Below are 12,353 nucleotides of genomic sequence, written 5' to 3' on the forward strand. Positions count from 1 at the left end.
GCTCAGGCAATGTCAGCACCCACCTCAGGCTCGGTCCGACGCACAATCGGCTGACGCCAGACGGACACGAACAGCAGGACCACTGCGGCCACCGTGATCACCCCGAGCGGGATGTGCAGCCACAACGCACCGTCCATTCCGGCGAAGTACTGGACCGTCTCGGCGGCCACCACCGCCAGCGATGCGACGAACGGCCAGACCTGCCGCAGCCGCACCCAGACGACGACCGCGACGATCACTTGCAGATAGCCGATCGACGTCACCACGTCCGCGCCGGCCGCGTGCAACCGCAGACCGTCGAAGTCACCACTCAGATACACGCCGGCGAACACCGGCTGGGCGCAGATCGCCACCAGATGCGCGCTCACCACGCTCCGCAGTACCCACCCGCTGGTCATCGGGCAGCCTCCTCACTCAGGTTCTCGATGCGAAGCGACACTATGATTCGAGAGTTATGAGCGTCCAAGACCAATATCGCTATCCAGTTATGATCGAAACGGCATAATCGAGAGGACCGCGGTGGATCTCACCATGCTCCGGCAGTTCGCCGTCGTCGCGCGGCTCGAGCACCTCAGCCGGGCCGCCGACGAACTGCACGTCGCCCAGCCATCCCTCAGCCGCACCATCGCCCGCCTGGAGAGCGAGCTCGGTACGCCGCTGTTCGACCGCGCGAACCGACTACGGCTCAACCCGACAGGTGAACTGTTCCGCGGGTACGTCGAACGCGCGCTCGGTGAGCTCGACGCCGGACGACGGGCCGTCGCCGAGGCGACCGAACAAGGCTCGGGTGCCGTGCGGGTCGCCGCCGAGACCTTCCTGGCCCTGACCGAACCGCTGGCTGCCTTCAAGCGCGATCATCCGGGCATCGAGATCGAGCTCCGGCAGATGTCGCCCGCGGACATGCCCAGCCAGTTGCGCGCACAGGACGTCGACTTCTGCGTCGCCTCCCAACCGGTGCCCAGCGCCGGCTTGGAATCAGCCGTCCTGCTGGACGAAGCCGTGTACGTCGTGACGCCGCTCGACCATCCGCTCGCAGGCCGCACCACGGTGACCGTCGACGACCTCGCAGACGAGCCGTTCGTCACGGCCCGGAGGGGCCACTGGCAACGACGCTTGCTCGACCGACTGTTCACCGAGAGGGGTCTGACACCGCGGGTCGTCTGCGAAAGCGACGAGGCGGGGACGATCCAGGAGCTGATCCGGACCGGCCTCGGCATCGGCTTCAATCCGGAGATCGCCCGCCGATCGATGCCCGACTATCCAGTCGCGTGGCTCATCGTCGACCATCCCGAGTGCCGGCGTACGCTCTCGTTGCTTTGGAGTGCGGACAGCCGACTGTCGACGGCCGCGCAGTTGCTGCGGACCGCTATCACCGGGTGGGACTGGACGCCTCGATCAGAGTGAGCCGTCCAACCAGGATCTGGCGACCTCGAACTTCTTCTCCAGCCGAGCCCGGACGGCATCGGCGACGAGCTGCTCGAGCCGGCCGCCGACCACCGGGACGGACGCCGTCACCTGCAGGTCGAACGCCTGCGCGGTCCCCCGGCCGTCGGGCACGATGCGCGTCGTACCGATCAACTTCACCGGTACGCCGGTCAGCTCGCCGTCGACATCCGCCTCACGCGCACCGTTGACATCGGCGCGATGCCAAACCTTGCTCTGCGCAAGCTCCAGCGTGCTGCCGACGAACCGCCGCGCGACCACCGGGACGTCGGAGGCCTTCGTCTGCCAGTGGAACCGCACCGCCAGGTCGTCACCGTCGTCCCCCACCACGACGTCGTACGACTGCGCCCGCATCCGCTCGAACACCTGCTGCTGGAACGTGACATCGGTGATCATCGCGAACACTTCCTCCGGAGAGGCGTCGTACGACGTGGCGAGAGACAAATCCATGCGCCCATCTTGCCCGACCCCTACCGAGCGGTCACGAGTACTGCAGCTTCCGGCCTCCCGATCAGGACAGCACCAGCCGCAGCCGCAGCTTCGGCGGTTCCTCAGCGATCACCTGAAAACCAAGGCGTTCGTACAACTCCCGCGCACGATTCAGTTGCAGCACGTGCAACTCGACGGCCGCCGCACCTGACTCTCGCGCACGCTCCACGAGCCGCCGCAACAACGTCGTACCGACACCCCGCCCCTGCGCCTCGGGAGCGATCTCGATGCGGGAGATGTAGTACGTGCCGTCCGCGTCTGGAGCGGCCTGCAGCATGCCCGCGCGGCGGCCGTCGACGAGCACGATCTCGATCGTCTCCGGACGGAACCAGTTCCGGTGGAACTGCCGTTGCACGGCGTCGTCCCACGGGCCCCAGGTCGCCTCGATCACGTCGCCCAGCGTCCGGCGGTGCAGGTCGTACAGGAACTCGCCGTCGGCCGACGTGGCAGGTCGCAGCCGGACGTCTTCCACGCCCCCTCCTCACACCTGTTGCCCTACGCAACTACCAGTCGCCGTCGCGTCAGGGCCGGCACGACGACGTAAGCGATATCGAAGTGATTTTCGGTACGTAGTGAAAGGGGCGTGACACGATGCGCAACCTTGTGTAACCTTTTCGTGATGTTCACGGCGTAGCTGACTGAGAACGGGGCTTGGGAAGCGCATGGAGCATTTCGCACCGGGCGGTGCATGACCGAGACATGTCCACACATGTGTCTGTACACACGCATACCGCCACCGACACAGACGACGAGGACGCACTGATCCGGCTCGCGCAAGCGGGCGATGGACCGGCCTTCGGCCGGCTCTGCGATCGGTACCTGCCGTCGATCTACCGCTACACCTACAGCAAGACCTCGTCCCGCAGTGTGGCCGAGGACCTGACCAGCGAGACGTTCCTGCGAGCGTTCCGCGCGATCGGCAAACCACGGGCGCGGCTGAACTTCGCGGCGTGGCTCGTCACCATCGCCCGGAACGTGGTGATCGACCATCACCGGTCCGGCTGGAGCCGGCTCGCGGTCGTCACCGACGAGGTCGATCCACAGGTCGACGAGTCGGCCGGACCGGAGCAGGCGGCGCTCGCGTCGGTGAGCGAAGCCGCACTGCGCGGCGCCATGGCCGGGCTGCCCGACGACCAGCGTGAATGCCTGCTCCTGCGGTTCTTCACCGGCTTGTCGATCAGCGAGACCGCGGCCGCGATGGACCGCACCGACGGCGCGGTGAAGCAACTGCAGTTCCGCGCCACCAACCGCCTGCGCGGATTGATCAAGGATCGTTGAGGTCTGCGGGAGGCGCCGTGGATGAACGCGGGCGAAACACCGACGCGGAGTCCTTGCGCACCTATCTACCTTCCGGTAGGAAAGGGCGGGTGCCATCCGGCTCACGGCCGTGACACGGCCGATCCATCCATATCTCACGGGGAGATATCGCATGAGCAATCCTTACGACGACAACGGATCGTCGGACCGTTCCGGTGACCAGGGCAACGACTTCGGCGCGGATTCCAGCGGAGGGGAATCCCGCGGCGACAGCTCGTACGGCCAGGGCAACCAGGGCGACGACGGCAACGACAGCCAGGGCGGTTACGAGAGCCGGGGCAACGAGAACGACAGCGACAGCCAGGGCAATGACTACGGCCAGGGTGGCGGGTCGGAGCGCTCCGGCAACGAGTCCGGTGGTGACTACGGTCAGCGCGAGGAGTCGGGTAGCAGCAGCTACGGCTCCGGCGACGACTCGCGGGGCGGGAACGACTACGGCCAGAGCGGTGACTCCGGCGACGACTCGCGCGGTGGTAACGACTTCAGCCAGGGCGGCGAGTCTGGTGGTGACAGCGGCTACGGTCAGCGCGAGGAGTCCTCGCAGCAGGGCGGCTACGGCCAGGGTGGCACCGAGGGTTCGTCGGACGGCGGCTTCGGCTCGTCGAACGACGGCGACAACAACAGCTACGGCAACTGAGCGGAGATCTGACCATGGGTGTCTTCGACAACATCAAGAACGCCGCGGAAGGCCTGAAGGACAAGGCCACCGACCTGGTCGACGGCCACGGTGACAAGGTCGGCGAAGGCCTGGACAAGGCCGGCGACTTCGTCGACGAGAAGACCGGCGGCCAGTACGGCGACAAGATCGACGCCGGCGTCGACAAGGCCAAGGAAGGGTTGGACAACCTGGACGGCCAGAACGACGACATCCCGGACAACCAGGGCTGATCCGGCCCTGATCGAACTGCCGGAGGCGGTCGTGGACCTTGTCCGCGGCCGCCTCCGGCACGTCCGGCCTGCTAGAAGTCGTCGTCAGGCATGTCGACAGTGGCCAGCTTGATCAACCGTTCGGCGACCTGCGCGCAGCGTTCCTCGGCCCGGCCGCGCGCCGCACCGGCGTACCGCAGGCGGGCGGTCGCGGTCAGTGGGTCGGACCAGACTTCAATCAGCGCCCCGCCCGGTCGCGGCTGCACCTTGACCGCGATCCGCACCCAGCCACCCAGACCACTGCGCAGCCGTACGACGAGTTCGTGGTCCGGCCGCCAGCTCTCGACCACCGCGACGATCAGGTGCCGGTTGTGCGCGTGCCGCGCCCGCAGCTCCTTGCCGGTGTCGCGTTCCAGCGTGCTACCGGCCTCGGGCCAGTTGTGCGCGGGCCGGAGCTCGGACGGTACGGCGATCATCCAGTCGGCGAACGTCGCGGGATCCCGCAGCACCGCCGTCACGGCGTCAACGCCAACGGCGCCGAACCGCCATGCCATTACCATCCGAAGCCGCTTCCCTGTCCGCTGCCCGTACCTGGACCTGGACCTGTGTCTATCAGGTAGCGCCCTCGCCCGGCAGCACCGGCATCGGCGATTCCGATGCCGCAGGCAACATCGCACCACAGTCGGCCCGCAAGGTCTGCCGGACCGCGGTCACGGGTCCACCATAGCGGCGGGCAGGACCAGTTCGAAGGTCGCGCCGACCGTGCTCGGGGCGAGCCGCAGCTGGCCGCCGAACCGGTTCGCCACGTCGTGCGCGAGCGCCAGGCCGAGCCCGTAGTGGGCCCGACCACTGCGCGGTCCGCTCGAGTCGAACCGCCGCAGGACCCGTTGCGCCGCTTCGGGATCGAGTCCGGGCCCGGTGTCACTGACCGCGAGGATCACCTCCGCGCGCTGCCGCCGTACGGCGATCCGGACCTCTCCCCCGCGCGGCGTGTGATCGATCGCGTTGTCCACAAGGGAAATCGTGGCCCGGCGAATCGCGCTCGGCGAGCCGATCGTCACCGCGCTGCCGTCGTCAGCGACCCACCGCAGCCGTACGCCGGCCTGCTCCGCATGGGCCGTCGCCGAGTCGCTCACCTCGCGCGCGACCCGGGTCAGGTCGATGGGTTCCTGCTGCTCGGCGCCGCGCGGATCGGCCGCCGCCAGCAGGTCGTCGACGACCTCCGCCAACCGCCGTGTGTCACGGATCACTCCGTCCGCGTCGCCCAGGACCTCGTCGCCGGCACCTTCGCGCCGGAGCGTCCGGCCGAGCAGTTGTGCTCGCGTGCTCAACAACGTCAACGGCGTCCGCAACTCGTGTCCGGCATCGGCCACGAACGCCCGCTGCAACGTCAACGCTTGCGCCAACGGCCGCACGGCGCGACGTCCGATCACCACGCCCAGCAAGCCGGCGAGCAGCAACGCCGATGCCGCCGCGAACGCCATCGTCTGGACCAACCGGGCCTGGGCCTTGTGCGCGGTTGCGAGATCGAGGATCGCCTGCACCGGGCGGCCGTTCACCATCCCGGTCGCGACCCGGTACTCGCCGTCGCGCTCCGTGACCGTGCTCACGTCGATCTCCGGCGCGGCATCGGTCCGCAGCGCCACCAGCTCCGGGCTGAGATCGTCCGGCAGCCCGGGCGACGAGATCGTCCCTGACGGACCGGACAGAACCAGCCACGTGCCGGCCGGTGGATCACCGACGTCGTCGGCCGTCGCGACAGCGGATCGCAGCAGGTCGTCCGCCGCATCGGACTGTCCACGGACCACGACGACCGTGACGAGCGCGATCAGCAGCAGCATCGCCGCTGCCACCAACCCCGCGGCGCGGACGGCGACTCCACGGGCAGCTCGCCCTACGAGCACCTCGTCGCCGATCAGCTGTCCACTCATGTCGCACCCAGCCGGTACCCGAGCCCCCGTACCGTGCTGATCACGCCCCGTCCCAACTTGCGCCGGCAGTAGTGCACGTAGGTGTCCGCCACGCTCTCCGACTCCGCGTCGCCGAACACCAGGTCGAGCAGTTCCGACCGACTGAAAACCACCCCGGGCCGCGCCGCCAGCAGACCGAGCAGCGCGGCTTCCCGCTCCGACAACTCCACGGTGCCGCCCGAGTTCCTGCGGACTGTCCGGCCGGCCAGGTCCAGCGAACCACCTGGTACGGCGAGGTGGACGGCCTGATCGAGATGACGCCGGAGGAGGGCCCGCACCCGGGCCAGCAACTCGCTCAACTCGAACGGCTTCGTCAGGTAGTCCTCGGCGCCCGCGTCCAGACCGGCGACCCGGTCTTCGGTGCTGCTCCGCGCCGACAGCACCAGGATCGGGGTGCCGACGCCGCGACTCCGCAATCGGGCGATCAGATCCAGCCCCTCGACGGCGGGCAGGCCACGGTCGACGATCATCGCGTCGACCGGACGCGTCAGCGCCAGATGCAGTCCGGTGTGCCCGTCGCCCGCTCGCGTCACGGCGTACCCCTCGTCGGTGAGCACTCGGTCGAGCATGCCGATCAGGTCGGCGTCGTCCTCGACAAGCAGGATCCGTGCGGTCACGAGGTTCCCCAACCGGCCGTCGAGAACATGTTGCCATCAGCAAGAATACCGAGTCCCTCGAATCCCGGCAGCAGAATCGCGGGCCAGTCGTCACCGGCCACGAACGCGGCGGTGGCGAAGATGTCGGCGTACTCCAGGGACGGGCCGCTGACGGACACCGAGAGCCAGCGGCCCTGCACCGGACGCCCGGTCCGCGGGTCGTAGAGGTGCTCGCCGCGTGCCGCCGTACCGCTGGTGGCGACTGCCCCCCAGGTCCGCTGCAGGCTCGCGACGACCCGACCCGGGTCCCTCGGATCCTGGATGCCGATCGTGAACGCTTCGGCGCTAGGAGAGATGACGAGGACGTCGCCGCCCGCGTTCAGGCACCAGTCCACGTCGGCCACCGCGCGCAACCGCTCACCGGCGCGCTCGACGGCCCATCCCTTGACGAGCCCGGACGGATCCCAGCCACCGTCCGGCAGGTCGGCGTCGAACAGGCCGCCCGTCATCTCCCGGGCCGCGGCACACCGCTCGCAGACCTCGAGCACATCGAAGCCGGCATCGCTCCAATCGACCTCGCCGCGCATCAGCAGACTGACCACGCTGTCCGGCTTGTACGGCGAGAACAGCCGGTCGATGTCGCCAAGCTCGGCGTACAGGTCCTGGACGGCGGAATCCGCCGCGTCCGAGCCGGCCTGAGCTCCTCGGGCGAGCACACTGATGGGCATTCCCATCAAATGCTCGACCCAGCTCCGCCTCATGTAGCCGACGCTAGAGAACCTTCCCTGAGAGCCCGCTGAGCTGTGTACGCCGCGACGTGCTGCGCGACCACGCGCTCCCACGTCATCACCGGATCGGTGAACCGGTTGTGCTGCTGCATCCGGTTCAGTACGGCGGTGTCGGACAAGAGTGCCGCGACGGTCCTGGCCATCTCGGTGTCGGACTCGACCAGGAACCCCTCGACACCAGGACGGATGAACTCGCGCACGCCACCGGACGCCATCGCGACCACCGGAAGACCGGCACAGCGCGCCTCGAGCGCCGCGACCCCGAACGACTCCAGCTCCGCCGGCGCGAGGTAGACGTCCGCCGACGCGTACAGCTGCTGGATCTCGTACCGCGTCAGGCGACCCGGCAGCTCGACCCACGGCGTCAGCGAACGGCGTCGGCTCTCCAGCGCGCGCTCGCGCGGTCCGGCGCCGACGATGACGCCCCGGAGCGGGACCTCGGGCGGCACGAGCTCGCGGATCGCTGCCAGGGTCCGGAGCAGCGCGGTCGGACGCTTCCGCCGGGACAGCCGCATCGTGCTGACGATCGTCAGTGGATGACTCACCCGTCCGGCGAGCCGCCAAGCGGTCGGTTCGACGCCGTTGTGCAGTACGTCGACCGCGCGGCCGGGCAGCGCCCGCCGGACGACGTTCGCCACCGCCTCACTCACCGCGGTCCAGGCGACGCCACCGCAGTACTTGTCGATCTGCGCGATCGGCCACGGCATCGTTGGACCGGGCAACGAATGCACGGTGATGATCGCGGTATCGGCCAACCGCGCCGCACGCCAGGCCAGCGGGGACACCAAGGACGAGTGAGCGTGGACGAGGTCGAACGTCGCCAGCTCGACCCGCAGCCGTTCGACGCCCGCAGCCGTTGGTACGCCGGCCGCGGCGGGCAGTCTGACGACCGGGACACCGCCGGAGGACGGCCCCTCCGTGATGGTGAACACCGTCACGTCGTGTCCGGCCCGGATCAGCTGGACGGCGAGATCGTGAACCTGCAACTCGATGCCCCCGAGGCGTGGCAGATAGCAGTCGCTGACCAGCGCGATTCTCATCCGGCCACCGCCTGCAGACGCGACGCGCGGTGCTGCAGCGACGACCAGATCGCGAGCAGGATGCCACCCACCGGGATCTCCATCAGGAACGTGAACCCGCGGAACAGCAGCAGGCCTGCCGCGACACCGGCCGGATCGCCGCCGAGGGCGACCAGCGCCGCCGTCGTACCGATCTCGACGACTCCCGCGCTACCGGGGGTGATCGGAACCAGGGTCAGCAGCCGCTCCACGGCCAGTGCCGTGAACAGCACCGGGAGGCCGAGCGGCACGTGCAGGACGTGGAAGCACAACCACAGCAGAGCGAGCTGCAGCGCGAGGTACGCGATCATGCCGACCGTCATCGTCCGCCAGCCGGTCCGCATCACGTGCAGCGTCGTACGGCGGAACCTCGGAAGTCGCTCGGCCATTCGCGACCGGCGGAACACCTTGTCGATCCCGCGACCGATCAGTGTCGCGGCGCGCTCGTCGACGAGGATCCAGACGCTGACCAGCACCGCGATCGGCACCGGCAGGAACAGCAGACTGCCCTTCCCGAACGCGGACGCACTGTGCAGGATCGGTGCCAGCGCGAGCGCGACCGCGATCACCCCGAGCTTCGAGAGGACGTTCAGCAGGGTGGTCACGGCGAGGAACCCGCCGAACGCGCGCCGTGTGAAGCCCCAGCGGCGGACCATGCTGAAGTTCAGCGCGGTGCCGACGGCGCCACCCAGCGGGAGAACGTTTGCCACCGCGCTGCCGGTCAGGCTCAGGGTCAGCCCGCGGCGCTTCGTCAGCCCGGGCAGCGACGCCGCGAGGACGAACGAGTGCACCCAGAGGCCGGAGATCCACACCACTGCGAGCAGCAGCAGCGAGACCAGCGACACCCGGGCGAGGACGTCGCCGATCTGAGCCCAGGTGGCACCGACCGCTCGCGGTAGGAACACCACGAGCGCCGCCGTCACCAGCCCACTCAGGACGGAGGTCGTCAGGCGCCGCCGCCATCCTTTGCGCTGTTCGAGATCACTCATCGGTACCAGCGTGGAGCCCGGACGCTGAGAGGGTGCTGAGAGCAACTAGGCCGGATCGTGAGGGCGTGTCATCCTCGTAGGGTGGGCCAATCTTTCACCCTCGTGGCGTTTCACGCGCACCCTGACGACGAAGCGCTGCTGATGGGTGGCACCCTCGCGCGCCTCGCCGCGGAGGGGCATCGGGTCGTGCTGGCGATCGCTACCGACGGTGAGGCCGGCGCGGCGGCTTCGGCGTACCGGTCGGGTGGCGGGCTGGCGGCGTACCGGCGTAGTGAGCTGGATCGGTCGGCGGCGGCGCTGGGGTGTGCGCGGGTGGTGCGGTTCGGCTTCACGGACTCGGGGTCGTCGGGACCGGCCGCGGAGGGCGGTTTCAGTACGCTCCCGGTCGAGGAGGCGGCGGCGCCGTTGATCGCACTGCTGCGCGAGGAACAGGCCGACGCGCTGACCATCTACGACCCGTCGGGTGGCTACGGTCACCCCGATCACCGGCAGGTGCACGCCGCCGGGACGTACGCCGCGGCCGCGGCGGGTACGCCGTTGGTGCTCGAGGCGACGATCGATCGGCGATTGATCCGGCGGCTGATCCGGATCGTCGAGGCCATCCCGGGCGTACTGCCCGAGGTCTCGGCGGCGGACTATGACGACGCCTACTCCCCCGGCACCGCGATCACGCACCGGGTCGATGTCCGCGGGCACCTGCCGGCGAAGCGTCAGTCGTTCGAAGCACACGCGAGCCAGGCGAGTGCCGACCAGGGCGATCGGACGCTCGCACTCCTGCTCAAGCTGCCGCCGTGGCTCTTCCGCCTGCTACTCGGCCGCGAGTGGTACGTCGAACACGGCCGCACCCCAGGCGCCCGACTCGACGACCTCTTCGCAACCCTCAGATCTTCCTGACGAACTGGAACGCCGGTACGGCGACCGCGGTGACGACCACATGCATGACCATCAGACCCGCGACCGCGAGACCCGAGGTGCCCGGGATGAACTTGGTGGCCAGCAGGATCAGGTCAGGGATCAGTGAGAGCACCAGGACAGTCGGGACGAGCCACCGAAGGACCGCCTGCGGTCGCGCAGAGCGCCGTACGACGGCTGTCCAACCGACATGCTGCACCTCCGTGTCCCAATCGGTACGACTCTCGTACCAATGCGACGGTAGCCGACAGCGCAGCCGCGACACCAGAGGGAACGGCCAATTAGTCCGAAACTCGTACTGTTAGCTCGCGTCGCCGGCGAGCACCGCGGTCAGGAGTACGCCGAGCGTCTCCCGCTCCGCCGGGTCGAGCACCCGGAGCATCCGGCGTACCTCGGTCCGCAGGCGGCGCTCGAACTCCTCGGCGACGGCGACCCCGTGCTCGGTCGGCCGGACGACGAAATTACGCCGGTCGGTGTCGTCCGGTACGCGGACCACCAGGCCCGCCGATTCCATCCGGGCGACCACGCCGGTCATCGTCGACTTGGTCAGCCGCAGCTCCGCACCGAGGCCGAGCATGTTCGTCGGCTGCCGGTGCAGGATGAACAGCAACCGGGTCTGCTGCATGGTCAGCCCGAGGTCGGAACTGACGCGCTCGTAGTGCTCCGTGACGGCGGTGGCCACCCGGATCAAGGCCGGTCCGGCCGCCAGCACCTTCGGCTTCGACATACGTCCCTTCCCGGCCCCCGATCAGGCCTCACCTTAGTCCGATAACGAATGAGATCTTCCGCAACGCGGCTGTGAACTTTTCGGCGGCAGCCGGAATCCAATGCGGTACGACGGAGGCTGGGGTGCCTCCGCGGCATTGGGGAGGACGATCGAGATGTTTCGTAAGACCGTAGGTCTGGCCTCGGCCGGCATGCTCGCGCTGGGACTCGGAGCGGCGATGGTGCCGTCCGCGCAGGCCAAGTCGTCGGCAGCAGACAGCACGACGGCGACCACCGCGGCGTGCGCGCTGCGGCTCGGGTCGGTGACGTCCACCGGGGCGTTCACCAGCCGGATGATCAATGCCACCGCGCCGATCACCGTCGGCGGCGTCCGTGGCACGGCCGGGGTGTTCGGTGCGAACCAGGTCCAGCACATCACCACCGTCGTCGGTACGCCGCTGGCGGGCAGCCTGGAGGCGCGGTCCGGGCTGACCGTGATGGGCGGCGCCTTGTACTCGAGCTCGTTCGTGGTCGACGGCGAGAGCCAGCTCGACCCGCACTACCCGCACAACAACCTCCGGGTCGGGGGCGGTTGGGCGAACTACCGCTGGATCGAGCAGTCGGTCCTGCAGCCGGTAAACGCCGGTGACCCGGCCCGCACCCTGCTGTACGGCCAGAGCACCAACGGCAGCACCACGCGCTGGATCTCCGACGGCAGCGGCTGGCGTGTGACCGCCGGCGTCGGCGGACTCAGCACGGTCAAGGGGATCGCACTGATCAACCGCACGAACATGTCGGAGACCTTCCTGGCCACCACCCGGTCCGGTGCCCTGGTGACGGTCAACTGGCCGACGAAGTACCTCAGCCCCGCCTCCAGCAAGGTCGTCCGGGGGTCGACCTGGCAGGGCTTCGAGCAGCTGATCGCGACCAAGTGCGGCGCGAACGGCACGTTGCTGCTCGGCATCGACCGGGACACCAAGTCCGGTTACCTGTACGCCGTTGGGCACGCCAACGGCACGGCCACGGCGATCAAGAGTCTGGGCAAGGTCCCGCTGACCTTCTCCGACCCGCAGTACTTCCGGATCGCCCCGAAGTACGACGTACTGAACGGCTGAAACATCTGATCCGGGGCCGGCCGGGGGACTGGGGCCGGCCCCGGGGGGCGGGGTCTTTCGCCGGGGGGGTGGTGGGGACACGTGGCGAGTAAGCGACCCCGGGC

General features: G+C 68.9%; 17 protein-coding genes. 6 read left to right on the forward strand and 11 right to left on the reverse strand.

The annotated features are described in order from the left end of the window. Positions 1-2: 2 nt before the first annotated feature. Positions 3-398 carry a hypothetical protein gene (locus ACWGID_RS25185; RefSeq protein WP_452200434.1) on the reverse strand — a complete coding sequence of 132 codons (396 nt, stop codon included), beginning with the start codon at positions 396-398 and terminating at the stop codon, positions 3-5. A 121-nt stretch (positions 399-519) separates the two neighbouring features. Between ACWGID_RS25185 and ACWGID_RS25190 the strand changes: the two genes are divergently transcribed. Then, positions 520-1,404 carry a LysR family transcriptional regulator gene (locus ACWGID_RS25190; RefSeq protein ID WP_452200436.1) on the forward strand — a complete coding sequence of 295 codons (885 nt, stop codon included), beginning with the start codon at positions 520-522 and terminating at the stop codon, positions 1,402-1,404. On the opposite strand, the gene ACWGID_RS25195 is transcribed toward ACWGID_RS25190, so the two are convergent. Beyond that, positions 1,396-1,893: a DUF2505 domain-containing protein gene (locus tag ACWGID_RS25195; RefSeq protein WP_452200437.1), complete on the reverse strand. Its 498-nt coding sequence runs from the start codon at positions 1,891-1,893 to the stop codon at positions 1,396-1,398. The two genes, ACWGID_RS25190 and ACWGID_RS25195, sit on opposite strands and share 9 nt — an antisense overlap. A 61-nt stretch (positions 1,894-1,954) precedes the next feature. Then, positions 1,955-2,404 (reverse strand): N-acetyltransferase family protein, encoded by a 450-nt coding sequence (locus ACWGID_RS25200; RefSeq protein ID WP_452200439.1) that lies wholly within the window; start codon positions 2,402-2,404, stop codon positions 1,955-1,957. A gap of 227 nt (positions 2,405-2,631) precedes the next feature. Here ACWGID_RS25200 and ACWGID_RS25205 point away from each other — a divergent pair, with 227 nt between their 5' ends. The 3 genes from ACWGID_RS25205 to ACWGID_RS25215 all read left to right on the forward strand — a co-directional run bounded on the left by ACWGID_RS25205 (position 2,632) and on the right by ACWGID_RS25215 (position 4,137). Continuing rightward, on the forward strand, positions 2,632-3,210 hold the full coding sequence (locus ACWGID_RS25205; RefSeq protein ID WP_452200441.1) for an RNA polymerase sigma factor: 579 nt from the start codon (positions 2,632-2,634) through the stop codon (positions 3,208-3,210). 151 nt (positions 3,211-3,361) lie between these two features. Beyond that, a complete protein-coding gene (locus ACWGID_RS25210) occupies positions 3,362-3,886 on the forward strand; it encodes a hypothetical protein (protein WP_452200443.1) in 525 nt (174 codons plus the stop codon). A 14-nt stretch (positions 3,887-3,900) separates the two neighbouring features. Next, entirely contained in the window at positions 3,901-4,137 is a 237-nt protein-coding gene (locus tag ACWGID_RS25215) for an antitoxin (protein WP_452200444.1), read from the forward strand. Between the two features lie 71 nt (positions 4,138-4,208). On the opposite strand, the gene ACWGID_RS25220 is transcribed toward ACWGID_RS25215, so the two are convergent. From ACWGID_RS25220 to ACWGID_RS25245, 6 genes are all read right to left on the reverse strand, one after another. Then, positions 4,209-4,670, reverse strand: a complete 462-nt coding sequence (locus ACWGID_RS25220) for a hypothetical protein (RefSeq protein ID WP_452200446.1) — start codon at positions 4,668-4,670, stop codon at positions 4,209-4,211. 156 nt (positions 4,671-4,826) lie between these two features. Continuing rightward, a complete protein-coding gene (locus ACWGID_RS25225; protein ID WP_452200448.1) occupies positions 4,827-6,047 on the reverse strand; it encodes a sensor histidine kinase in 1,221 nt (406 codons plus the stop codon). Beyond that, positions 6,044-6,703: a response regulator transcription factor gene (locus tag ACWGID_RS25230; protein ID WP_452200450.1), complete on the reverse strand. Its 660-nt coding sequence runs from the start codon at positions 6,701-6,703 to the stop codon at positions 6,044-6,046. Before ACWGID_RS25230 ends, ACWGID_RS25225 begins: the two co-directional genes overlap by 4 nt. Continuing rightward, entirely contained in the window at positions 6,700-7,443 is a 744-nt protein-coding gene (locus ACWGID_RS25235; protein ID WP_452200451.1) for an FAD:protein FMN transferase, read from the reverse strand. The genes ACWGID_RS25230 and ACWGID_RS25235 overlap by 4 nt, the downstream gene beginning before the upstream one ends. After that, positions 7,440-8,510 carry a glycosyltransferase family 4 protein gene (locus ACWGID_RS25240; protein WP_452200453.1) on the reverse strand — a complete coding sequence of 357 codons (1,071 nt, stop codon included), beginning with the start codon at positions 8,508-8,510 and terminating at the stop codon, positions 7,440-7,442. Before ACWGID_RS25240 ends, ACWGID_RS25235 begins: the two co-directional genes overlap by 4 nt. After that, on the reverse strand, positions 8,507-9,517 hold the full coding sequence (locus ACWGID_RS25245) for a lysylphosphatidylglycerol synthase transmembrane domain-containing protein (RefSeq protein WP_452200455.1): 1,011 nt from the start codon (positions 9,515-9,517) through the stop codon (positions 8,507-8,509). Before ACWGID_RS25245 ends, ACWGID_RS25240 begins: the two co-directional genes overlap by 4 nt. A gap of 81 nt (positions 9,518-9,598) precedes the next feature. Here ACWGID_RS25245 and ACWGID_RS25250 point away from each other — a divergent pair, with 81 nt between their 5' ends. Next, a complete protein-coding gene (locus ACWGID_RS25250; RefSeq protein ID WP_452200457.1) occupies positions 9,599-10,411 on the forward strand; it encodes a PIG-L deacetylase family protein in 813 nt (270 codons plus the stop codon). Here the strand turns inward: ACWGID_RS25250 and ACWGID_RS25255 are convergent. Beyond that, complete coding sequence (locus tag ACWGID_RS25255) at positions 10,398-10,628, reverse strand: hypothetical protein (RefSeq protein WP_452200459.1); 231 nt, start codon at positions 10,626-10,628, stop codon at positions 10,398-10,400. The genes ACWGID_RS25250 and ACWGID_RS25255 overlap by 14 nt on opposite strands. A 102-nt stretch (positions 10,629-10,730) precedes the next feature. Beyond that, complete coding sequence (locus tag ACWGID_RS25260; protein WP_452200461.1) at positions 10,731-11,156, reverse strand: MarR family winged helix-turn-helix transcriptional regulator; 426 nt, start codon at positions 11,154-11,156, stop codon at positions 10,731-10,733. Between the two features lie 154 nt (positions 11,157-11,310). Between ACWGID_RS25260 and ACWGID_RS25265 the strand changes: the two genes are divergently transcribed. Further along, a complete protein-coding gene (locus ACWGID_RS25265; RefSeq protein ID WP_452200463.1) occupies positions 11,311-12,249 on the forward strand; it encodes a hypothetical protein in 939 nt (312 codons plus the stop codon). Positions 12,250-12,353 lie beyond the last annotated feature (104 nt).

The sequence above is a fragment of the Kribbella sp. NPDC054772 genome (assembly GCF_053611945.1).

Excerpts from the sequence above, each read along its gene's own strand:
- ACWGID_RS25225 (WP_452200448.1), bottom strand. The coding sequence starts at position 6,047 with ATGAGTGGACAGCTGATCGGCGACGAGGTGCTCGTAGGGCGAGCTGCC.
- ACWGID_RS25260 (WP_452200461.1), bottom strand. The coding sequence starts at position 11,156 with ATGTCGAAGCCGAAGGTGCTGGCGGCCGGACCGGCCTTGATCCGGGTG.
- ACWGID_RS25195 (WP_452200437.1), bottom strand. The coding sequence starts at position 1,893 with ATGGATTTGTCTCTCGCCACGTCGTACGACGCCTCTCCGGAGGAAGTG.
- ACWGID_RS25265 (WP_452200463.1), top strand. The coding sequence starts at position 11,311 with ATGTTTCGTAAGACCGTAGGTCTGGCCTCGGCCGGCATGCTCGCGCTG.
- ACWGID_RS25235 (WP_452200451.1), bottom strand. The coding sequence starts at position 7,443 with ATGAGGCGGAGCTGGGTCGAGCATTTGATGGGAATGCCCATCAGTGTG.
- ACWGID_RS25240 (WP_452200453.1), bottom strand. The coding sequence starts at position 8,510 with ATGAGAATCGCGCTGGTCAGCGACTGCTATCTGCCACGCCTCGGGGGC.
- ACWGID_RS25185 (WP_452200434.1), bottom strand. The coding sequence starts at position 398 with ATGACCAGCGGGTGGGTACTGCGGAGCGTGGTGAGCGCGCATCTGGTG.
- ACWGID_RS25205 (WP_452200441.1), top strand. The coding sequence starts at position 2,632 with ATGTCCACACATGTGTCTGTACACACGCATACCGCCACCGACACAGAC.
- ACWGID_RS25220 (WP_452200446.1), bottom strand. The coding sequence starts at position 4,670 with ATGGCATGGCGGTTCGGCGCCGTTGGCGTTGACGCCGTGACGGCGGTG.
- ACWGID_RS25245 (WP_452200455.1), bottom strand. The coding sequence starts at position 9,517 with ATGAGTGATCTCGAACAGCGCAAAGGATGGCGGCGGCGCCTGACGACC.
- ACWGID_RS25210 (WP_452200443.1), top strand. The coding sequence starts at position 3,362 with ATGAGCAATCCTTACGACGACAACGGATCGTCGGACCGTTCCGGTGAC.
- ACWGID_RS25215 (WP_452200444.1), top strand. The coding sequence starts at position 3,901 with ATGGGTGTCTTCGACAACATCAAGAACGCCGCGGAAGGCCTGAAGGAC.